The sequence below is a fragment of the uncultured Vagococcus sp. genome (assembly GCF_963518325.1).
Lineage (GTDB): Bacteria > Bacillota > Bacilli > Lactobacillales > Vagococcaceae > Vagococcus_D.
In genome coordinates this window covers 35,478-56,025 of the sequence record NZ_CAUQJB010000032.1, presented here as the reverse complement: position 1 = coordinate 56,025, position 20,548 = coordinate 35,478, and the positions used below count along the sequence as shown (strand labels likewise).

Below are 20,548 nucleotides of genomic sequence, written 5' to 3'. Positions count from 1 at the left end.
GCGGATGCTGATGCGGATGCTGATGCGGATGCTGATGCGGATGCGGATGCCGACGCTGACGCTGATGCCGATGCTGACGCCGATGCTGACGCGGATGCGGATGCCGATGCTGACGCCGATGCCGATGCCGATGCCGATGCCGACGCCGATGCGGATGCCGATGCGGATGCTGACGCCGACGCCGATGCTGACGCCGATGCCGATGCAGATGCTGACGCTGATGCGGATGCGGATGCTGACGCTGATGCAGATGCCGATGCCGACGCCGATGCCGATGCGGATGCTGATGCGGATGCTGATGCCGATGCCGACGCCGATGCGGATGCTGATTCCGATACTGATTCAGATTCTGATACAGATGCTGACGCAGATAGTGACTCAGACAGTGATTCTGATTCAGATAGTGATTCAGATGCCGACGCAGATGGAGACTCAGATGCTGATGCTGATGCTGACGCCGACGCTGATGCGGATGCCGATGCAGATGCGGATGCTGACGCCGACGCTGATGCGGATGCCGATGCCGACGCTGATGCCGATGCGGATGCCGATGCGGATGCTGACGCTGATGCAGATGGTGATGGACCTGATCCAATCGTTAAGCCAAAACCAGATCCAGACAAAGATCCAAAAGTGATTTACGTCAATAACGCGTCGAACTCAGGCGGCCAAGGAAAAACACCGGTGAAAAGAGGAGACTTGCTTCAAACTTCTGAAGCAGTGTCAACGTCAACGGGTGTTATAGGGGCAGTGCTGACCTTCCTTTCCGGTGCGACGTTGTATAAACGTAAAAAAGATTCCAAAAGAAAAAGAAGTTAACTAAGATTCCCCCTAAAAGCTTATGACAGCTTTTAGGGGGTGTTATGAAAGTGTTAGAATGTGACGGTTTCTAGCACTTTCATAACACCTAAGAAAGACATGAGAACAATCATTCATTAGAAAAGGGGTTTTGAAGATGGACATCAAAGGCAGAGAGAGTTTGAGACAGTTAAAGGATAAATTACAAGCAATTAATGTTGGGACAGAGACTTATACGCTGGTTGCGTCTGCTTCAGATGGCAATACAAGGGCCGCTGTTTTCGAAGTGGAAGGTGGCACATTTGATAAAGCTTGGCTGAAGCTAGAGAAGAAATTAGCAAAATTTATCGCCTTACCAAACTGGTTGAGAGTGGATTTAATCACAGAGGAGAAACCCCTTAATTATGAGGAGTTGACCCGCTATTTTTTATCGATCAAGCGGAATAATTATATCAATCGTGGTTTTCGAATTAAAGGCTCTCGGCCGCATCTCTTTTTAAAAGAGGAATTGGTGGGAAATGCCATTCTAAAGCCAGATAAAAATCACAAAATGGGCTTCAATTTACCTAATTTGGAAATCGATGAACGCAACTACGCAGGTTATGTTAATCGTAAGTACAACATCTTAGAACCATCCCTTAATTACCTAAAAACCAGTACCTTTGGCTTATTTAAGACACAAGGATTTTTCATTGAACATCACCAAATTATCCCCCTTGAAAACTATGGCAATGGTAATGAGGTCAGATTATTTGGAAAAGAAAGTATTACCAGTGAGTTGCCTGCGGTCATAAAAAAGGGCGAGGATTACCTGATGCGTCAACTACAAGGCGATGGCAAATTTATTTACGGCTATTATCCAACGTATAATCAACCGATTAAAGGGTATAACTCTGTTCGTCATTTTTCATCCCTTTACGCCTTATTGGAAGCAGTGGAATTCAGTGGTCATTCAGAGAAATTTGCTGATATCTGTACGGGACTGCGCTGGGGGTTGAATAAATTAGGCGTCCATACAAATGGTTATTTTTTAATTAAAGATAATTTAAGTGGTGAGATTGAATACAAACTAGGTGCTCAAGCGACAGCCATCTTAGCCGTTGCCAAATACCAGTCGGTGACTCAGGACAAACGCTTTGAAAAATTACTGCAAGCATTGGTGAAAAGCATGTCTCGCTTATTTATTGACGATCAGGGAAACACCACTCATGTCTTTGATCAAGACTTACAGGTCAAAGAGAAGTTTCGGATTATTTATTACGATGGTGAAGCCTTATTCAGTTTGGTAAGATCCTATGAACTGTTGCAACAACCGGGAATTTTAGTTGTAGGTGAAAAATTAATTAATCATTTTATTGACAACCGTTATGAACGTTACCACGATCACTGGCTTAGTTATTCTGTGAATGAATTAATCAAATACAAACCTAAAAAAGAGTACTTTGAATTTGGTTTAAAAAATGTCTTAATCAACTTGTCATTTATTGAAAAACGAGACACGGCTTACCCAACCATGCTGGAACTACTAGTAGCAGCTGTTAGAATGGTGGATGAATTAGGCTATCAGGACTTTTGCATGGAATTGTTCAAGTCTGAGGAAGATTACAAAGAAGTTAAAGAACGCATTAGACAAGTCATGGCCTTACGGACCTATCATGAAGTAACAACAGGGGTGATGTTCCCTGAAAATGGCATGTACTTTAAGGAACCTAAGGTGATTGAGGGCGGTTTTTATACTCGCCATGATCGTTTCCGCATGAGAATTGATGATGCTGAACATTTCTTATCAGGATTAATCAACAGCTATGAGGTCTCTCAAAAAGACAGAGGTCTTAAGCTGAAAGAGTTCAAGCAGTTTAAAGGGTATTTTCTACATCCGGAACAGGTAGTGGCACAGTCAATCAGCAATTTTGAATACCAGGAGCAGTTTTTAACGAAAGAAACGCTTTCTCACACTGCATTTTTAGCCGTTTCTCAAGAACGGCGAACAGAAATAAATAATGATAGACACGTTCATTGGACCAATGGCAACCAGCAGATCATGCCACATGTAAAAGAAATCGGGTTGTTGGTGACAGAGACGCCGATTGAAAATCAGCCGACTTTAATTCAATTTATAGTGCCAAATATCTGGGAGTTTATGTACGAAGTTTCTGACTATTTACGTGAACAATTTACAGGGCCTGTTATCGCTATTACCGGTTCAGCAGGGAAAAGTACCACGCGCTTAATGGTCGAGCATCTAATTGGTGAGGACAAAGTGGTCTTGTCTAATCGTGGTAATCACAATACACGATTCGCTATGCCTCTATACTTAAGTAAATTGAGCCAAGGGCCGGATATTCTTAATTTAGAAGTCTCACTGAACGCCTTAAATTTTAAAGGAAAAGGCCCCATGACACCTTTGATTAAGCCAACTATTTCCGTAGTGACGTCGATTGGCGAAGCCCATTTAAGTACCCTTCACACCACCCTAAATGTGGCGAAACACAAAAAAAACATCTTTAAAGGCTTGACATCTGAAGGCGTGGCAATCATTAATCATGATATGGGGGAAGAGGAATTTGCCATATTGGAAGCCGAAGCTAAGGCCCACACTCAGCAAATTAAAACCTATAGCTTGACCAAGCCTCAGGCAGATATGTACGTAAAAAAAATCCAAAATGATAAATACTCCTCAGTGATTGACATTCATTACCAAGATAAAGACTATCAGTATCGCTTAAACATTGGCAGTGACGGTCTGATTCAAAATTCGTTAGCAGCCTTGTTGATGATGGACAGTTTAGGTTTTGAGATTGAACAAGTCAAAGATCGCTTTGAGACCTTTAAGTCGTTACCGAAAATTTTGGAAACCCATCGGCTTAAATTATCAAATGGGGATCGGGTAGATATTGTCGATGATACTCACAATGCGTCATTGCCCTCAATGAGTAATGCCATTAGTATCTTTAAAGAACGGAAAAATGCTTATAAAGGCAATGGTATTTTAGTTTTAGGGCAAATAGCCGACTTAGGTGAGTCGGCAGAACAAACACACTTAAAGTTGATTGCGGATATTGTCAACGCTGATCCCGATATGGTAATCGGTTATGGTGAAAACATGTTGCCGGTTCTGGCTCAATTACCTAAAGAGTTACAAAAAAAATGGTGCAGCAATTTAAAAGAACTATTAGATCGAATCGAAAGCAGTTTGGAAGACGACTCCTATGTGTTGTTAAAAGGGTCGGTTTCTCACAGTGATTTTTATAAGGCAAGTGACCTGTTATTGGCACGCTTGACAAGTTAAAGCTAGGATAAGGTGCTTGAGAAAGGGGAGGGCAAGAGATGCTTCATACATTATTAGCTTCACCCATAGGTGTCATTCGCTTTTGGGCTCTAGCAGGTGTGATTCTGATTGGTTCAATTAGCTATCTGGTGAATCGACATCGTCACCGACACTTAAGTGAGGAAGAGCGGGATCAGGAAATTGATCTGTATTTTGAAAAGGATCAGGATGGTTTTTATCCCTGGGAAACGGACTTGGATGATTCCCCTGATCGTATTGAAAAGGGGGCAAAACGATACATCTTAAAAGATGGGCCAAAAAGAGGCCGATGGTAGTGTCTTTTAAAGGTAACCTTTATTGGGGAGTGGAAATAAAACCTTATAAGACAGGAGATGGTGTTTGGGTTTTACCTAGTTAGCTCGTTTTTTAAAGGAACGTTATGATGTTTAAATTGTGTTATTTAATAATGCCGAATAGCTAAGTCTTCTAATAGTTCGAGAATGATAGATATGTATTTAAAAGTTATCGAATCCGTTTTTAGTTATCTTATCGTTAGTTATAATGAACTTTTTGTCTTATAATTGATGGTGAGTGGTGATGGAGCAACTTGAGAGAGAAGGTGAAAATAGGTGATAGATAAAGGAGGGATGGTTAAATCAAGTTATTTTAAAGTTGTTGTAAGTGAAATGAAGCTGTTTTTTTGTCGACTGCTAGTCGGGTGTCTGGCAGTCCTGCTATCAAGTATGTATGTCCCATATTTTCTGGAACCTGTCTTTGCAGACGTCTTAACTGTTGAGATATTATCGGATATCAAGACGGCCAACACTAGTGGAACTACAAGTACAAATCGCTGGCCCACGGCGACTCTTAATCAACCTGTTACTTTCACGATTACCGGTGAGAGTTTAGCGAACGTGTCTGCGACCTTAACGGGAAAAAAATACGGTGTTTTAGTGATGCCAAGTCAGTTGGCTAATAAGGTTAAGGCTAACGGTCAGGCCCATGTTAACACCATACTGGTAGTTGATTTATCCAAGGTAGCAGTTCTAAATGCTACCTTGACAGCGGTTAATAATTTAGTGAAAACGCTAGGAGACATTACAAATGGTCTTCTCGGTAGCTTGGTTGGGGTAAGCTTAAATTTTACTGAAGTAAATAAGCAATTGGCCTTGCTTAATAGTTTTGGTAACTTTGGTCAGACAAACTTTGATGGTCCCCTGACCCTCAGTACTGATGGCAGAACTTTGAGTGTGTCAATTGATGATGGGATTGGGCCAATTTTGGCTTCAAGTCTGTCCACGATTTTAACCAATTTATCCAATGCAGTGGGAAGTCTCAATGTGACGGGAACTGGCGTGGTGGGAATTGCAACAGCACTAGCGGCCAACGCAGCCTTAAGTCTAGTCAAGGGGCCAGTGGTAACTGCCATCACAAATGTAGTTCCGGCACTTACTGGGGCAGGGTCTGGGGTCCAGCAATTAGCTGATGCCTCAGTCTTGGGGAAAACCACGATTACCATGCCAACACTGGTTTCCGGGCCGGGCAGTATGACTGCCGATGTTGATGCCAAACTAAATGGAACAGTGATTCGTTCCACTTTGATTGACGTTAATCTGTTAAGCCAGGGACAGGGAGTCAATTATCTTTATTTTAGAGGGGAACGGCAGGACTGGAACCAAACTTTATTACCGGATAACTTGGATTTTGGCTCACATACAGTTCAGACTAAGCTTGATGAACAGTTTACGGCGTTGAATAATGGTCTGACAACAACCGGCAAGGTGGAGATTACCGATACGAGAGTCGGTGCCAAAAATTGGCAGCTTAAGGTGCGACAGTCTCAAAACTGGCTAAATAGTTCCCAAAGTATGGCGACGCCCATTCTTAAGGTGTCGGGTGGGGCCTTAGTGTCGGATTTTCCACCAGCTTCACTGACAAGTATTAGCCAGTCGGCTATTCAGTTAAGCACAAATGTACAGAAGGACGTCTTAACGGTCAGTAATACAACGGCTACTGGCAAAACCAGTTTGGATTTGTCAAAATTTGAGTTATTAGTCCCTAAAAACACTAAAAAAACCGTTGGCAGGTATTCAACAACACTTGTGTGGACCATTTCAGATAGCCCTTAAAGGAGGGAAAGGAGCTTGTTTAAGAAAAGTGTTTACTACTTGGCAGTCAGCAGTTTGTTTATCTTGTGTTCATTCCCAACTTACGGACTGGCGGCTGTGACCCAAGGGAATATTCAGTATTATGAAACAACGGAAACGGAAAGTACTAGCACATCTGAAAGTTCGACAGTACCTGCTCAGCCAAGTCAGTCTGTGGCAGAGCAAGTGCCTAAACAGACAAAACAACCATTACTTCAAACCAATGAGACAACTGATTATCTTCTGACACTGATCGGTGTTGGCGTCATAACAGTTGCTTGTTATATATTAAAAACAGGAGGGAAATAAGATGATTAAGAAAAAAACAGTAGTATTATCAACGTTACTTATTGGATCAAGTTTAGTAATAGGAACAACTGCCTTTGCAGATAAGGCGACAACTGGTACAGTGGATTATACGGCTGGTACATTATCCCTTGATGGAAGTGCGGTCTTACCGGATAACTTGAATTTTGGTAATCACCCAATCCAATCCAAAGTAGATGAAACATGGGTCGCTACCGATGACGGGGTTCAGACCTCAACTGCCACAACGGGAGCGATTAACGTCAGTGATAATCGCGGAACTTCTGCTGGTTGGTCTGTTAAAGTCAATCAGGCAGCCCAATTTGCCAGAGGGAGTGATACTTTAACAGCGGCAGCTTTATCTATTACAGGGGGAGCCGTAACCAATAACTTGTCTGTAACGCCAACTGGTGAAGGCTTCGGTGGCAAGAAAGTCACTCTGGATATTAACACAACTGCAAATGTTCTATCGGCTAAAGTAACAGAGGGGAATGGGGAAACCTCATTACCTCTAACTAAATTTGAATTAGCTGTGCCGAAAACCACTGTGAAAAAAGGCCTTAATTATCAAACGACGCTCAACTGGACACTATCAGCTACCCCTTAATCTATTTTTTCTATGAATCCTTAAGTTTTAGCCATTATTTTAATTGAAGGGGACAGGAAGTGGAAAATCATGAAGACCAGGGATTCAATTGTTGGTTTCATTGTAGTTGTTATTTTTTTGATCGTTATTATTTTTTGTTATCCAAAACTTAGTTTAGCCCAGTCGCTGGACACCTTTGATGCAAGGGCGCATCTACCGGAAAGTCAGATCGACAAAAACTTGACTTATTTTAATCTCTTGTTACAACCAAATTCAGAAGAAAAATTAGTGGTGACCCTAACGAATAAAAGTGAGGCTGAGATTGAGTTAAAAGCTTCTTTTAACCGAGCGATCACCAATAATATTGGGGTGATTGAATACTCTGGGATTAACGAAGACAAATCCGCCTCAGCACCGGCCAATATAGAAGAGCTTGTGACCTTAAGTGAGCAGGTTATTCGGATTGAGGCTAATCAAAGCAAAGATATTGAGATGATGGTTAAGATGCCAGAAAATGCCTTTAAAGGGGTGCTGGCAGGTGGCTTATATCTAGAACAAGTTTCTAACGCGGAAGTAGAAGGTAATATTAAGAATGTTTTTTCCCGTGAGATTGCAGTCTTGTTGCACAATGATAAAACAGCGGTAGCTCCTGATGTGCAGATTGAACGTGCCGCAGCCAATCAAGTTAATTCCCGGAATGTAATTGAAGTGGCGATTGAAAATAAAGGGGCAGCTTATTTGAAAGAGGTGACCATTGAGTATCAGGTACTTTTAGATGAGAAGACTGTGGTTGAAGGAAAAAATGAGCAACTGAGTATCGCTCCTAATAGTTTGTTTCATTATAAAGTGCCTTTTGAAGGCGAAGCCTTTGCAGCAGGCACTTATACAACTAACGTCGTTGTAACAGCTGGCGACAAAAAATGGGAAGGTCAGCCGACGTTTACCATTAAAGCAGAAAAGGCCAAGAGCCTTAACAAGCAGGCTGTCTCTTTAGATGAAAAAGAACCACGACTAAGCTGGTGGCTAATTGCACTTGGAATGGTTTTATTACTGTTACTAGGAGGCATTTTGTACTTAATTAATAGAAACCGTCAGTTAAGGCAACGCCTTAAAAAACGGCGAAAGCATAAATAAAAGAACACCTGATAACAGGCCACTGTTATCAGGTGTTCTTTTTAACGTCTAACGATTAAGACGTTACACTCTGTGTGAGTGGTCGCATAGTGAGGGAGTGAGCCCAGAACGGATTCTTGTAGGCGATGTTTACCTGTGGCGCCTAAAACGACTAAATCTATTTCATAAATGTTTGGTAAGTCTTTGGCAATTAACTGTTTAGGTGAGCCAACTTCACTGATGACAATCATTTCTTTAAGACCAAGGGTTTCCACTTGTTTTTGTAGGTTGCGACAAAGTTCTTGACCGTCCTCTTCCAACTGAGTGAGAGCCTCTTCTGTTAAGTAGCCCATAATATTATTGACCACGTGGACAATATAAAGGGTGGCATCATTTCGCTTGGCGATATGTGCAGCTTCTAAAAAAGCGCGTTGAGCATTTTCGGAATCGTCGACTCCAACTAATATTTTTGAATATTTTCCGTTACTTTCCATGGTAAAACCTCCAGTTATTAGTCAATCGTAATACCTACTAATTATCAATCAAAAATAGGCCAAAGTCAATTTTGTCTGGTCGTTAATTAGTAAAGTGCTACCTCTTTGAGTGCTAATTAAAGCATGTTTGATTTTTTTAAATAGCGGAAAATCCCAATCCCTGAGATAATCACCAAAGCCAGTAAAATAAAGTAGCCGTATTTAAAGCGAAGCTCTGGCATATTAACAAAGTTCATGCCATAAATTCCAGATAAAATCGTGATTGGTGTCGCAAAAACCGTCACGATGGTTAACTTATTAATGAAATCATTGGTCTCGCCACTAACAGTTGCGTTATAGGTATCCATTAGGTGCTCTGATTTTGTGTGTAAGCTAGTGCCAAACTCGTAAAGCCGATTCATCTTGGTGGAGATGTTTTTGAAATATTTAATATTGGCTTCAGCAATCAAGTTATTATCATCACTCACCATATCATCACCAATATATGTCAGCAATCGCAAGTGTCGTTTGACTTCAAAGGACAGATTTTTAACTTTTACAATATCATCGAATAAATGAATGGTCCCCTTAGTTAATAAACCATTTTCAATGTTAGCCATGTGCTTCTCAAAGATTTCCAATGATAAAAACATGTTTGATAAGATGTGGTCTAAAATCTTGTAATAAATAAAAATTAGCGTGGGCATCCCATTAGGTTGGGTGTCCTGATCGGTTTGAATGGTCTCCATGACAGATTCGCAAAGGGCTTTGTTTTGATTACAAATGAAAATAACATACTGTTTGCTAATATATAGCTGAACTTTTTCAAATTGAAAGCCTTGATTTAGCCACTCAAAAAAGGAAAATGATAAGACATCATGGTCAACATACCGTTTGAAATGAATCAAATCAAATTGATCACCATGGCGGTGTTCCTCTGCTCTAAAAAGGTTAAACTGCTCTTTAATGACTTTGAAGTGTTCTTGATTACAGATGATAAAACAACGCTCATCTTGAGCCATTTTATCAATATCTTGTTCATCTTTGACATAATATATATTCATGACATGACCTTCTTCCAGTTAGATTGACGTGAGTTAAGCGAGAAGTGATTAGTGCTGAGAGTTATGTGTCAGTCTCTGAATTTTCAGTTTAATTTGCTTTCTAAAACAGAGACTAATGCCTAATAGCAAGACGACCAGCAGGCTTATAAGTACGATCAAATGAGGATTTTGTTTCACGACAGACTCTCCTAACCAAGTCATTAAAAGGGTTGAGGGGATGCTAGCCAGACTCATGCTGACTAAATAAGTCCGTAGTTTTATCTTCGTTTCCGCAAAAAGATAAGGGAGAATCCCATTTGGAATACCGGGAATCAAGTGGAGGAAAAAGACCAATACTTGAGGCTGTTTCATGGTTTTTATTGACTTTAAATCAAAAAAAGAAATCTTTTTTGATTTTTTGATGGGATCATCAAAAAACAAGGGAAAGGTCTGTTTGAACTGTCTAACACCAATAAAAACTAAGACATTTCCCAAAATATAACCTGCTAAACTTATTAAAGCCCCCCATAAAACCCCATAACACAGTCCAGCTAAGACTTGGATAGCTGCTGCAGGGAAAAACATCATGATGACTTGCAGGGCTTGTAAGCCAACAAGGCTTAAGACGCCTTTGCTGCCATAAGCATGGATATATGAAACCAATTGTTGTTCATTCCCTGAGTCCTTTATGACTTGTTTGAACAATGGATAAAGATCAAAAAATAACCCTAACATGAGTAAGGAAAAAAGAATAAGTAGAAAAAAAGAAAGGGCTCTTTTCTTTATATGTGTCATAAGTGCTCCCATCTTAATACTTAGTTGATTAAATTAACCTAGTTATCTCGTTAACTCTTTGTCTCCATCATACTACATTTGAGTTGGAAGCTGAAATGAAAGCCCTGTTCTAGATACAAAAAAGAGACAATAGCTAGGCTATTATCTCCAAAATTGGGTGAATTCAGCTTTATCGGCAATGTTAAAGTCAATCATCTTTTTTAGTAAGTCGTAATCAACTGGTTGGTCCCAGTTAATGCGGATAATATTCTCGGTGAAACTATAGCCGGTCTTTTCAATATCTTGAGAGAAAAGCTTGAGTGTGACGCTCTCAGGAGAGATGGCAAAGTGTTTTTTTGAGACGCTGAATCCAATAATAAAAGTACCGTGGTCGGTAAACATCGGTTGGTTCCACTTGATGACTCTTTCTAACTCAGGATAGGTCTCATTGACCCAAGATAAGACGTCTGTCACTCTTTTTTTTTGATCGGGTTGTTCAATTTTAGCTAAAAATGCATCGAATTCTTTCATAGGACTAACTCCTGTCTGTTTATTGTCTAACAATTAAGACGTTGCGATTGGCATTAGTTGAAGCGTAGTGAGGGACGGAACCTAGCAATGACTCTTGTAAACGATGCTTGCCCGTTGCCCCAAGGACGATTAGTTCGGCACCTAGCTCTTTAGGCAAGGTATGGGTGATTAACTGTTTAGGTGAACCGACTTGAATGATGACTTCAATATTGCTAAAGCCGATATTTTCTGCTTGAGCAATTAAGTTATGACTTAATTCTTGGGCGTCATCTTTTAATTGACTTAGGGCATCATCTGTTAAATAACCTACTAGATTATTAATGACATGGACGACATAAAGCACGGCTTCATTTCGCTTGGCAATATGAGCAGCTTCAAAAAAAGCTTTGCTAGCATTTTCTGAATTGTCGATACCGACTAATATCTTTTTATATTTTCCTCTATTTGGCATAATAACCCTCCATATGTTTCTTTTTATTATATACGTTTGTTATCTGTATCTAATTACTATTATCTTTTGAATAGTCTGATTAGTCAATTTTTATGCTGTTATTTTTTGTAAGAGGAGAATTTACAAGATAATAGATATAATTATTGACTGTGTGGTAACTACAGGGTGTATGATAAGAGCATCAACACCAGTTCTAAAATAGTAGCAGTGCATTAGATTATCAGACAGATCATTCTATTGGTTTAGTTAAGAGTCACAATGAGACTCTTAAGAATTTCAAATACACATGAGACAAGGCGTCTACAAAAGGAGTAAAAATGATTGACTTAACAAGTGGCGAATTAGCCAAGCTATTTAAAATAACGAAATATACCTTGAGACACTATCTAAAGGAGGGGTTATTAGTACCAGCCTTTACACAGGAAAATGGCTACCAGTTTTTTTCAGAGGTAGAGGTTTACCGTTTATACCAAATTCTCTTTTTTAGGAAGTTAGGTCATTCAATCGATGAAATTAAGAAGATGTTTGAAGAGGAGGAGCTAAGTGATCATTTAGCCACCTCATTGATGAGAATCGAGCAGCAAATCAAGGCGTTAGAAACTATCCGAGAGATTCTCTCTCAGACGATTGACGCCCAGCAGACAAAGTTAAATGAAATTGTGTTTATGGAAGAAGGGCCGCGCTTTTTTAAGTTCTTAAAGGATGATGAAGATGGGACTGAGCTTAAGCTGAAAGCAATCAGTAAAATGGCAGATTTTGATGCGACGAACCTTGAAGAAATGGGCTATTTGTGTCAGTTTATGAGTGAGAGGCCAGAAGTTGGTTATCTGAGTCATTCAAGTGACTGGGATGTGCCATTAGCTCAAGGGTTATATGCTAGCTTGACTTTTCTAGCGGAATCAGATGAACAGTTCAATGAAGCGATCGAAAGCTTTAAGTCTGATATCTTAGTTAAGGAACATTTAGCAAAGAAAGCTCCCTTGGTTATATTAGAAAATGTCCAATTATCGTTATTATACAGTCAGACAATGAGTTATACGATTCAACTGAAAATCAATTAGGAGATGAAAAAGATGCAGATCACAACCACGGAAAAGATTATCGGTCAAAAAATACTAGAAAACAAAGCAGCTATTTTTAGTGAACAGGTCCGTTCAGTGAACTTGCTTAAAGATGCCTTAAGTGGCCTCAAAAGTATGTTTGGTGGTAAATCCAGTGCTTATGAACAGGAGTACCGATTAGGACGAGAAGGGGCGATTCAAGAGTTGGAGGCACAAGCTCACCGGTTGGGCGGCAATGGGATTGTGGGGTTGAGGCTGAACTACAGTCAATTGATCAATTCGGACATTATGTTAATTGTTGTCACGGCAAGTGGGACGGTGGTTAAATTAGAGAGATAATCTTGGCGAAATAATTTGTGCAGAATTAAGCTAAATGCAGCACCAATAATGAGTTTGTCATATTAAGAGCATTAAATAGAACTCTTTCTTTACTTATTTAGATGAGCTCAGCTTTTAATAGATCATTTAGTGGAATCGAATTTGTCAAAAGAGATTAAGAATCACGGGAGATATGGGGCGAGATTTTGTTAAACCTGTGAGATAACAGAATCATGGCTATCACTTTAATGGCTCCTTATGTCATTGGAATGGTTGAAAGGCAGGACTAAAGTCCTGTCTTTCTTCATTTTTACGAATATGGTGCGGTCATTCTGTTCTGAATCTGATCGATCTGTAACAAATAGCATGGCAACTTGTGAATTGTTTCAACGTTATTGAGGCGGTGAAGGATTAACATAACCCTCTTTAGAACTTTTTTGCTTTCTAGGTATTTGGTGCAAATGTAAGTAGTTATACAAGGTCGTGACTGAGATGTGACATTTTTTTGCGATTGCTGCCGTCGTTAAATCTGTATTTAAATATAGGTTGATGGCTTTTTCCGCTTCTTTTGACATGTTTGGTCGGCCTAAGGTTTTTCCGTTATCTCTTGCCGCTTCTAATCCAGCTAAGACGCGTTCTCTAATTAATTCAACTTCCATTTCAGAAAAAGCACTCATGACAGTAAAGAAAAATTTTCCCATGGGGGTAGAGGTATCAATTTGATTTTGAATACTTACAAAATGAATGCCCCGTTGATTAAAGGATTCCAATAAAGTGAGCAGATGTTTGGTTCGACGAGCCAAGCGATCTAATTTAAAAATGACTAAAGTATCACCCGTTTGAAGGCTATTGAGTGCCCGATTCAGTTCACTTCTATTTTCTTTTTTTCCGCTAGCATACTCTTTATAGATTTTATCAACTCCGTACTTTTCTATGGCGATTTGTTGCGAATCAAATTTTTGTGAGGGCGTGCTAACACGCATATATCCAATAATGGCCATGTTTATTCTCCTGTCGTATTAGAATGAAAATGATCATAATTATTTGTATAAATATTGATCAATTATTATTATGTTAATGAATAACGCTTGAAATCGCTGATAACAAGGATTTTCAGTTGTTTTTTTGTGTTGTTCAAAATATATATCTATTTTTCTTGTTGACTTAGTCCTAACTTTATATTAAACTATTGTTTTTTGGAAAGTTGGATTACATTTGTAATCTTAAGGCGACTTTGGTTTGTTAACGTGATTAAACCGTATTTCTAGTTTATAAATATACCCGTAAGGAAACTAAAAAGTGGCATTCAATCTAACAATAGTTTAGTGTAATCTCTCATTAAGTGTCTGACGCTATGGTTAGAGCACTATTACCAATAGCTAGTCTCTTACCAGAGTTTAGTCACTATCAAAATCAGGAGTCTCTGAGTTTAAGTGATAAGTCTGAGATTTAAGTTGTTCGGAAATAGGAATTTCTTCTTGAGAAAGTAAGGTGGACGTTACATTTATTAGGAGATAGGAACAGACATAGGGTAACTCATACCCATGTTTTTTTCATGGCTATAGGCCTTGTTCAGTTTTTCTTAGGACGACGTTAATTACCAGTGAAAACAATTTTGTAGAGAGGGAGAAAAAAATGACTGTTTACGCTTATTTGAGGAAAGATTATCCAGAGACACTTTTTTTACAAATGGAGAAAATGAAAGACTATCGATGTGAAGACTGTTTGGTAGAAACTGACAGTAGAACCCCCCATAGAGAATTAGATGAAATGCTTTCTAATAGTAAGAAGGGTGATAAGTTAATTGTGTCTAATCTCAGAGTGTTTTTAATGACGACAAAAGAGTTAGCCAAATTAATGAACCGGTTGTCTGAGAAAAAGATTCAATTAATTTCTATAGATGATGGTGTGGACAGTTTTACCTCAGGAGATTTTGGTTTTATATTGAATGTGGTTGTTAACATGGAAAAAGAAGTAGGACGTTACAAAATTAAAGACAAAATGGTCAAGGCGTCTTCCAAAGGCAAAGTATGGGGAAGACCGCAAATTGATAAGGAGAAAATTGAACTGATGAATTTTCTTTATGCGGATAATAAATTATCTATGAGACAAATTGCTGAAAAATGCGAGGTATCTTTAGGGACAGTTCATAAATATGTCACTAAAACCCCGGTTATTTAGCAGTCAACGGCCGCTTCAGATTAGGGAAAGAGTAAGTTGACGAATAAGTGTGATTTATTTTAGTTGTGATAAAACCAGAGGATGGAATTTGAGCAATATAATAATAAATAATAGAGTTAATTAGGAGGAAAAGAAGTGAAGTTAAAAACAAGTCTTTTATGTATGGGGGCAGGAGCACTGTTTTCATTAAGTATTCCAATGAACGCAGAGGCTCACGCTGTTTTAACGGGTGGAACAGATTTGAAGGGCTACGATGCAACGATAATAACGGATGCTCAAGGGACAACTATTTTGTCGACTAAAAAAGGGACATACGAATTGCAAAGTAATTCAACCATTTATAGTTCAAAAGACATTAAGATTACACTTAATAATAGTCAACCTATTACGATCAACGGCATTCAAGCAGCAAAGGATTTAGAATTTAGGGGAGCCGGAGAATTAGATGTTACCACAACTAGTGATGTGGCGATTAATGTTGGGAACCACTTAAAAGCCTTCAAATATTCTGGAAATGGCAAAGTAGTTGGGACTGCAAATGGAACAGGTGTTAAAGTTCATAACGAGATTCAAATGAAAGATGGGACGGTAGAAGGCTACGGTAATAATTTTGGTGTGTATAGTGACAATGATATTAAGCCTTATTATGGCGCTGTTCTTAAAGGAACAAGTGAGAATGGCATTGGGATTTATGCTTACCGCGATATCTACGCATGGAAGGGTGCTACAGTAGTTGGTAAGGGAAAGATTAGTGGTGCTCGTTCAATTATCGCCCATATTCAAGCGGAAGATGCAGGTAGCTCAATTACAGGTATTTCGACAAATATTAACAGTCATCTATCTGCCTTACATGCTGACAAGCAAATGTTGCGAGCGTATAGTGGCGCAGCCGTCAACGAGGTTTATGAAAATAGTGGATTAGTTATAACGGACAACCCATTTGTCATTAATCAGGCGTATAAAACCGTGGGTAGAAATATGTCAAATATTGAAAACTATGTTTGGTCATCCAATCCTAAAGCCGTGGCTATAGAAAATGGTGGTTTAGTTGTGAATACATCTTTTAAAGATGGTCAAATAACAGCAGTCCGTCAAAATGCCGCTCTAAAAAAAGGAAACGAAGTCACTCAATTAAAGAAAGATGGACGTCACACAGTAACCTTTAGTGGTGCGAGTACAGAACTATTTACCACTCTTTTAGTTAAACATTGGGTTGATTTAGAAGATGATTTAGGCTATAGACTTTACACAGAAGAAGAAATCCAAGTTGAGGTGGGCGATCTTGTAAATGTCAATATGTTGCAATTTGACTTTACAGAGGAAGAAATGGAACTTGACAGCAGTGATAGCCAGGATTTTGTTGCAGTGAAATCTAAAGAACCTAAAGTTATTAATTTTTATTATACAGGCGAATTGTAATACAGACATTTTTGACGATGATAGAGGGGAAGGAAGACCTTTCCCTCTATCAGTAATTGGAAAGGAAGGAGAGCATACATGAAAAATAGAAAAATAGGTTTAATAGCATGTAGCTGTCTGATAGCCATGCTTGTATTTTTTATTATTCCAACGTTCAATCGGTCGACTAAATTAGTGGCTAAAGAATCTTCATCGATAGATGATACTCCTCGAATCTCAATTAACAGCAGCAATGCGTTTGTTGTAAACGAAAAATCTGAATTTAGATACAGTCAGCCGTCGAATTTTAAGGAAAGAGTTTCAATTCAATTTCCTAAGGAAATGGCGTATAACGGCTTCGATAAAAAAAATGCTAAAGGCTTTGCCATAGAGTTTGATAAAGAGACATCTATCTTAACGATTCAAAATAATAATAAAGACATATTGGATGAAGAGGAAGAATTTTATACTCATAACTTGCTTTTTTATGTAACTGGATTGAAAGAAGGAGAGCATCAATTATCTGTCCAATCTGATGATTCTAATGTCACTCTTGAGGATTTATTTGTTTCAGTTAAGCTGCCAGTTTCTGGTGAAAGCCTGGCAACAAGTGGTCAGATACTATCTGCAAGAGCAGCTACCACAGTCAGTACCTGGCAAGAATTTGTTGATGCTATGGGGAATTCTAGTGTTTCTGACATTAGTCTCTTAGCAGATATCACAGCAGAAAGCAGGCCGATATTAGGAACTTATAGCCGTTCGATTGTAATCAATGGAAATGGGAAAGAGTTAAATATGGGGGGCCAAACGATTACTCTTGGGGCTGCGCCAACACAGTCAATTTTTCGAATGACTGACATTAGACTCACGGGTAGTGGCACTTCTCAACGGGTATCGGCTTCAGCGGTGAATAGTACCAATTGGGAGCTTCAGCTGGCAGACGTTGATATTGCCACATCTGCTGGGACAAGAACAATCTTCGAACTTGAACGGGGAAAAATAACCATTGATGGTGGGGTTAACCGATTTAATAACACTCTTGATACTGCGAGTGATACGAGAGGCATGTTCACTTCGGAACTATTTACCGTTAAAAATAATGCCCAGGTGAGTTCAAGTGTCAATAACGCCTTCTTTTATAGTGCTAGGGCCAATACGCAAATCATCATCATTGAAAATAGTCAACTTAATCTTCATGCTGAAGTAGGTTTGATTTTTAATATTCAGGCTCAAGGATCTTTTTTACTTGATGGTCAACAAACAAGTTTAAAAGGATCGGGAAATAGAGTTGACACAGGCGATGATGGGACCTTGATAGCATTAGTTGGAAATGGGTCCACCATCACTTTAGACAACGGTGCAACATTGGACATTAAGGCGACAGGTACCCCTGCGATGATTTTACAAAGTTTGGGTGGCGTATTTACAGTCGATCACGGAAGTACGATGAAGTTAACCTCTTCTGGTGCTGCAAATGCTCGTGGAGCCACACTGAGATTTAGATCTCAAGGGTCGCAAACCTTTAATATATCTAACAACTCTCTCATTGAAATAAACAAGGTCAGTGGAGGAACGAGTACGACAGCTGGGGCAACGACTCCTGCCATCAGAATGTATGGTGGCAATAATAGTATCAAAGTAGCCTCTGGTGGGAAAATGAGTGTGTACACTGAGGGAAATGGTAGTCCACAAGATCCAGGTTCTGTAAATGGAAACCAGGGGATTGTTTATACTAATGGTGGAAATAATACCTTTGAGTTAGCAGATAAACAGCTAGGTGACACACAAAGTGCCGTTGTAAATGTAGACGCTGATAATGGAGCGGCTATCGATATGCGTGCTGAAAATGGTGGCAATTTGATTGCAGGCAAAAAAAGTATTTTTGTGGCCAATGGTAAAACGGCAAGTGCCAATCAAGGGATTTTTAATACGAATCAATCCGATATAAAGGTGGATAATCCTCTGTATTTTGATTTTAGAAATGAGCGTAATGGTGGAGGGATGGTCTTTGATATTGGTGCTGGAACGACCTCCAATCCATCCATCTTTACATCGACGGAATCAAATTTGAGTGTTTGGAAAAAAGGAGCCAATTTAGATGGGGATCCAACTCATAATTGGCCACTGTTTGACTATTCATTAAGTGGAGCCAATTTTAGTAAAATTGTCAGTTATACGGACAATACCTTTCCAACTTTATATGGTGAGGGAGGACAAGGTGCAAGTGCTTATGCCAGAATGAGCGGAAATAACGCAGCGCCGATCGTAGATGAACTTCGACAATCAACGAATGCGGATCAAAGTGCCTTTGGTCATATAACAGTTCCTGTTGGGGATCAAGAAACCGGGCGGGATGCCTGGACAGATGAGGCGTACGTAAAATTAAAAATTACAACCAAAACAGGTAAGGTGAGTGAAGTTGTCGGAACAACCGTTGGAATGAATAATAACAATCCAGGTATGTCTATCTACGGAGAGTCACCTAGGGCAGGGCTATTTAAAGTGGACAATGTCCCAACGTCTATTAAGGCCTTTTTAGCCAAAGGTGACCGAGTAGAAGTGGTTAAAGCTTGGAGAGGTGTTTTAGACGAGACCTCAAAGCGTAATATTTTTAGTCAAGTTGAGGATTTGAAAGCTCCGCCTGTTGTGACACAGGATGTGACACCACCAGGGAATCTCCTGGCTGTGACTCGTCTATCTAATGCGACCAAACAAATTGAGGGAACTATTGATTTGTTTGATCAAAGGGACCAAGAAGAGCTTTCTGAAGTGAAATTATTTGTTAAAGTTAATGGTCAATTTTTGAAGAGCGATGGAGGTGACTTGATTAGTGAGACAATTACAGCAAATTCCCAACCAAGCAACTCAACAGTCAAAAAATGGATAATTAACTTACCGAGGTATGTGGAGTTGTCAGATGAAAATGTGGAAGTTTATGCTAAAGACACCACTACTTTGACTGAAACAGCAGGTAAAACTGATGTTATCAATCCTCCAAGAACCTATACAGCTGAACCAGATGGTGTATATGGTAATCTTTCGGAGAACAGTCTAGTCTATGACAGTTATGAAGGGTATCACGACGCTATTAAGGACGAACGTTTCGACCCCTCACGCTTATTCAACATTCAGGATGTGGTTCCCAGTCAGCCTCACGTAATAAAAACGGTTAGCTCAGATAGGGAATCTGAGGGACAGCCAATTACTCAAATTGGCTCTGTGTTAAGTTATACAGTTGAAATTCAAAATAAGGATTCAATTGATAGTGAGAAGGTTTGGTACAATGCTCGCTTGACTGATGTTATCCCAACAGGTCTAGATTTTAAATTATCGGAGGCAAATGTGGAAATGGCATTCAATGGTGTCGCTGTCTCGTTACCAAAGGTCATTTATCATGATCAAACACGACAATTGGAAGTTGAATTAGGTGATTTAGCACCGCAAGATAAAGCGACAATTACATTTAAAACAGTTGTTAATCAAGAGGCTGTAGATACGGTAATTGAGAACACTGCCTGGGGAATAGGCGAGTCACCACAAGAGTTTCCCTTTGTTCCAGGGCCAGTTAGTACGGAAGCGTCTCATATAGTGATAAAGAATAGCGGAAGTGTTAAAAATCCAGGGGGAATAGTTGCTGGTAAATTGGTGTTAGAATCTGTTCCAGCCATGATCAATTTTGGCCAAGTGTCCATACTTGATTTTCAAAAAAAGGTCGGAGCAGATAAGACTAACATTGATACGCCCTTAGTGATAACTGACAATCGAAAAACGCGTCCTAACTGGGATGTCACAGCTAAAATTATGCAAGAGATGACTAATGGAACCGATGATTACCCAGGGGCATTGAAGTATGTGTATAACAACAGAGAGTTCACTTTGACTGACGAAGCTAAAACGATTTACGTCAGTGACTCAGTTCGTGATGATGGGATTTACAATATTTCAGATAGCTGGCAAAAATCGGACAAAGCAGATGGCATTAAGTTGGAAATCGATTCATCTAAAGCCCCAAAAACAACGGGCACATACGAAGGGATCATTAAATGGACATTAAGAGATACCATTCAGTAAGTGACTGTTATCCGAGTAGAGAGAGGTGA

General features: G+C 39.5%; 19 protein-coding genes. 13 read left to right on the top strand and 6 right to left on the bottom strand.

Going from position 1 to position 20,548, the window contains the following annotated elements:
* The 8 genes from RWN13_RS19370 to RWN13_RS19335 all read left to right on the top strand — a co-directional run.
* On the top strand, window positions 1–637 hold a 637-nt coding region (locus tag RWN13_RS19370; protein ID WP_314067092.1), incomplete at its 5' end, for a hypothetical protein.
* Window positions 638–684: 47 nt separating this feature from the next.
* Window positions 685–819, top strand: a complete 135-nt coding sequence (locus RWN13_RS19365) for an LPXTG cell wall anchor domain-containing protein (protein WP_314067089.1) — start codon at window positions 685–687, stop codon at window positions 817–819.
* 136 nt (window positions 820–955) lie between these two features.
* Window positions 956–4,087, top strand: a complete 3,132-nt coding sequence (locus RWN13_RS19360; RefSeq protein ID WP_314067086.1) for a UDP-N-acetylmuramoyl-tripeptide--D-alanyl-D-alanine ligase — start codon at window positions 956–958, stop codon at window positions 4,085–4,087.
* A gap of 38 nt (window positions 4,088–4,125) precedes the next feature.
* Window positions 4,126–4,401, top strand: coding sequence for a hypothetical protein (locus RWN13_RS19355; protein ID WP_314067084.1), 276 nt, complete (start codon window positions 4,126–4,128; stop codon window positions 4,399–4,401).
* A 294-nt stretch (window positions 4,402–4,695) separates the two neighbouring features.
* A complete protein-coding gene (locus tag RWN13_RS19350; protein ID WP_314067081.1) occupies window positions 4,696–6,195 on the top strand; it encodes an adhesive domain-containing protein in 1,500 nt (499 codons plus the stop codon).
* A 15-nt stretch (window positions 6,196–6,210) separates the two neighbouring features.
* A complete protein-coding gene (locus RWN13_RS19345; protein WP_314067079.1) occupies window positions 6,211–6,522 on the top strand; it encodes a hypothetical protein in 312 nt (103 codons plus the stop codon).
* 1 nt (window position 6,523) lies between these two features.
* Window positions 6,524–7,126 (top strand): WxL domain-containing protein, encoded by a 603-nt coding sequence (locus tag RWN13_RS19340; protein WP_314067076.1) that lies wholly within the window; start codon window positions 6,524–6,526, stop codon window positions 7,124–7,126.
* Window positions 7,127–7,195: 69 nt separating this feature from the next.
* Window positions 7,196–8,239, top strand: a complete 1,044-nt coding sequence (locus tag RWN13_RS19335) for a DUF916 and DUF3324 domain-containing protein (protein ID WP_314067074.1) — start codon at window positions 7,196–7,198, stop codon at window positions 8,237–8,239.
* 41 nt (window positions 8,240–8,280) lie between these two features.
* Here RWN13_RS19335 and RWN13_RS19330 read toward each other — a convergent pair whose 3' ends face one another.
* The 5 genes from RWN13_RS19330 to RWN13_RS19310 form a co-directional block, all read right to left on the bottom strand.
* A complete protein-coding gene (locus tag RWN13_RS19330; RefSeq protein ID WP_314067071.1) occupies window positions 8,281–8,712 on the bottom strand; it encodes a universal stress protein in 432 nt (143 codons plus the stop codon).
* A 116-nt stretch (window positions 8,713–8,828) separates the two neighbouring features.
* Window positions 8,829–9,755, bottom strand: a complete 927-nt coding sequence (locus RWN13_RS19325; RefSeq protein WP_314067069.1) for a CorA family divalent cation transporter — start codon at window positions 9,753–9,755, stop codon at window positions 8,829–8,831.
* 48 nt (window positions 9,756–9,803) lie between these two features.
* Complete coding sequence (locus tag RWN13_RS19320) at window positions 9,804–10,529, bottom strand: VTT domain-containing protein (protein WP_314067066.1); 726 nt, start codon at window positions 10,527–10,529, stop codon at window positions 9,804–9,806.
* A 141-nt stretch (window positions 10,530–10,670) separates the two neighbouring features.
* Window positions 10,671–11,039 (bottom strand): iron chaperone, encoded by a 369-nt coding sequence (locus tag RWN13_RS19315; protein ID WP_314067063.1) that lies wholly within the window; start codon window positions 11,037–11,039, stop codon window positions 10,671–10,673.
* Window positions 11,040–11,058: 19 nt separating this feature from the next.
* The gene (locus tag RWN13_RS19310; protein ID WP_314067061.1) at window positions 11,059–11,490 is read right to left on the bottom strand and encodes a universal stress protein; all 432 of its coding nucleotides are present in this window, start codon (window positions 11,488–11,490) and stop codon (window positions 11,059–11,061) included.
* 317 nt (window positions 11,491–11,807) lie between these two features.
* Here RWN13_RS19310 and RWN13_RS19305 point away from each other — a divergent pair, with 317 nt between their 5' ends.
* Both RWN13_RS19305 and RWN13_RS19300 read left to right on the top strand, forming a co-directional pair.
* Window positions 11,808–12,551 (top strand): MerR family transcriptional regulator, encoded by a 744-nt coding sequence (locus RWN13_RS19305; RefSeq protein WP_314067058.1) that lies wholly within the window; start codon window positions 11,808–11,810, stop codon window positions 12,549–12,551.
* Window positions 12,552–12,563: 12 nt separating this feature from the next.
* Window positions 12,564–12,890, top strand: a complete 327-nt coding sequence (locus RWN13_RS19300) for a YbjQ family protein (protein ID WP_314067056.1) — start codon at window positions 12,564–12,566, stop codon at window positions 12,888–12,890.
* A gap of 371 nt (window positions 12,891–13,261) precedes the next feature.
* Here the strand turns inward: RWN13_RS19300 and RWN13_RS19295 are convergent, their stop codons facing one another.
* Window positions 13,262–13,870 (bottom strand): recombinase family protein, encoded by a 609-nt coding sequence (locus RWN13_RS19295; protein WP_314067054.1) that lies wholly within the window; start codon window positions 13,868–13,870, stop codon window positions 13,262–13,264.
* Window positions 13,871–14,504: 634 nt separating this feature from the next.
* On the opposite strand from RWN13_RS19295, the gene RWN13_RS19290 reads away from it, so the two are divergent.
* The 3 genes from RWN13_RS19290 to RWN13_RS19280 all read left to right on the top strand — a co-directional run bounded on the left by RWN13_RS19290 (window position 14,505) and on the right by RWN13_RS19280 (window position 20,519).
* Window positions 14,505–15,050, top strand: a complete 546-nt coding sequence (locus tag RWN13_RS19290; RefSeq protein ID WP_314067050.1) for a recombinase family protein — start codon at window positions 14,505–14,507, stop codon at window positions 15,048–15,050.
* A gap of 135 nt (window positions 15,051–15,185) precedes the next feature.
* Window positions 15,186–16,469, top strand: a complete 1,284-nt coding sequence (locus tag RWN13_RS19285) for a hypothetical protein (protein ID WP_314067047.1) — start codon at window positions 15,186–15,188, stop codon at window positions 16,467–16,469.
* 78 nt (window positions 16,470–16,547) lie between these two features.
* On the top strand, window positions 16,548–20,519 hold the full coding sequence (locus RWN13_RS19280; RefSeq protein ID WP_314067044.1) for a pectate lyase-like adhesive domain-containing protein: 3,972 nt from the start codon (window positions 16,548–16,550) through the stop codon (window positions 20,517–20,519).
* Window positions 20,520–20,548 lie beyond the last annotated feature (29 nt).

Excerpts from the sequence above, each read along its gene's own strand:
- RWN13_RS19360 (WP_314067086.1), top strand. The coding sequence starts at position 956 with ATGGACATCAAAGGCAGAGAGAGTTTGAGACAGTTAAAGGATAAATTA.
- RWN13_RS19355 (WP_314067084.1), top strand. The coding sequence starts at position 4,126 with ATGCTTCATACATTATTAGCTTCACCCATAGGTGTCATTCGCTTTTGG.
- RWN13_RS19340 (WP_314067076.1), top strand. The coding sequence starts at position 6,524 with ATGATTAAGAAAAAAACAGTAGTATTATCAACGTTACTTATTGGATCA.
- RWN13_RS19335 (WP_314067074.1), top strand. The coding sequence starts at position 7,196 with ATGAAGACCAGGGATTCAATTGTTGGTTTCATTGTAGTTGTTATTTTT.
- RWN13_RS19330 (WP_314067071.1), bottom strand. The coding sequence starts at position 8,712 with ATGGAAAGTAACGGAAAATATTCAAAAATATTAGTTGGAGTCGACGAT.
- RWN13_RS19325 (WP_314067069.1), bottom strand. The coding sequence starts at position 9,755 with ATGAATATATATTATGTCAAAGATGAACAAGATATTGATAAAATGGCT.
- RWN13_RS19320 (WP_314067066.1), bottom strand. The coding sequence starts at position 10,529 with ATGACACATATAAAGAAAAGAGCCCTTTCTTTTTTTCTACTTATTCTT.
- RWN13_RS19315 (WP_314067063.1), bottom strand. The coding sequence starts at position 11,039 with ATGAAAGAATTCGATGCATTTTTAGCTAAAATTGAACAACCCGATCAA.
- RWN13_RS19310 (WP_314067061.1), bottom strand. The coding sequence starts at position 11,490 with ATGCCAAATAGAGGAAAATATAAAAAGATATTAGTCGGTATCGACAAT.
- RWN13_RS19305 (WP_314067058.1), top strand. The coding sequence starts at position 11,808 with ATGATTGACTTAACAAGTGGCGAATTAGCCAAGCTATTTAAAATAACG.
- RWN13_RS19300 (WP_314067056.1), top strand. The coding sequence starts at position 12,564 with ATGCAGATCACAACCACGGAAAAGATTATCGGTCAAAAAATACTAGAA.
- RWN13_RS19295 (WP_314067054.1), bottom strand. The coding sequence starts at position 13,870 with ATGGCCATTATTGGATATATGCGTGTTAGCACGCCCTCACAAAAATTT.
- RWN13_RS19290 (WP_314067050.1), top strand. The coding sequence starts at position 14,505 with ATGACTGTTTACGCTTATTTGAGGAAAGATTATCCAGAGACACTTTTT.
- RWN13_RS19280 (WP_314067044.1), top strand. The coding sequence starts at position 16,548 with ATGAAAAATAGAAAAATAGGTTTAATAGCATGTAGCTGTCTGATAGCC.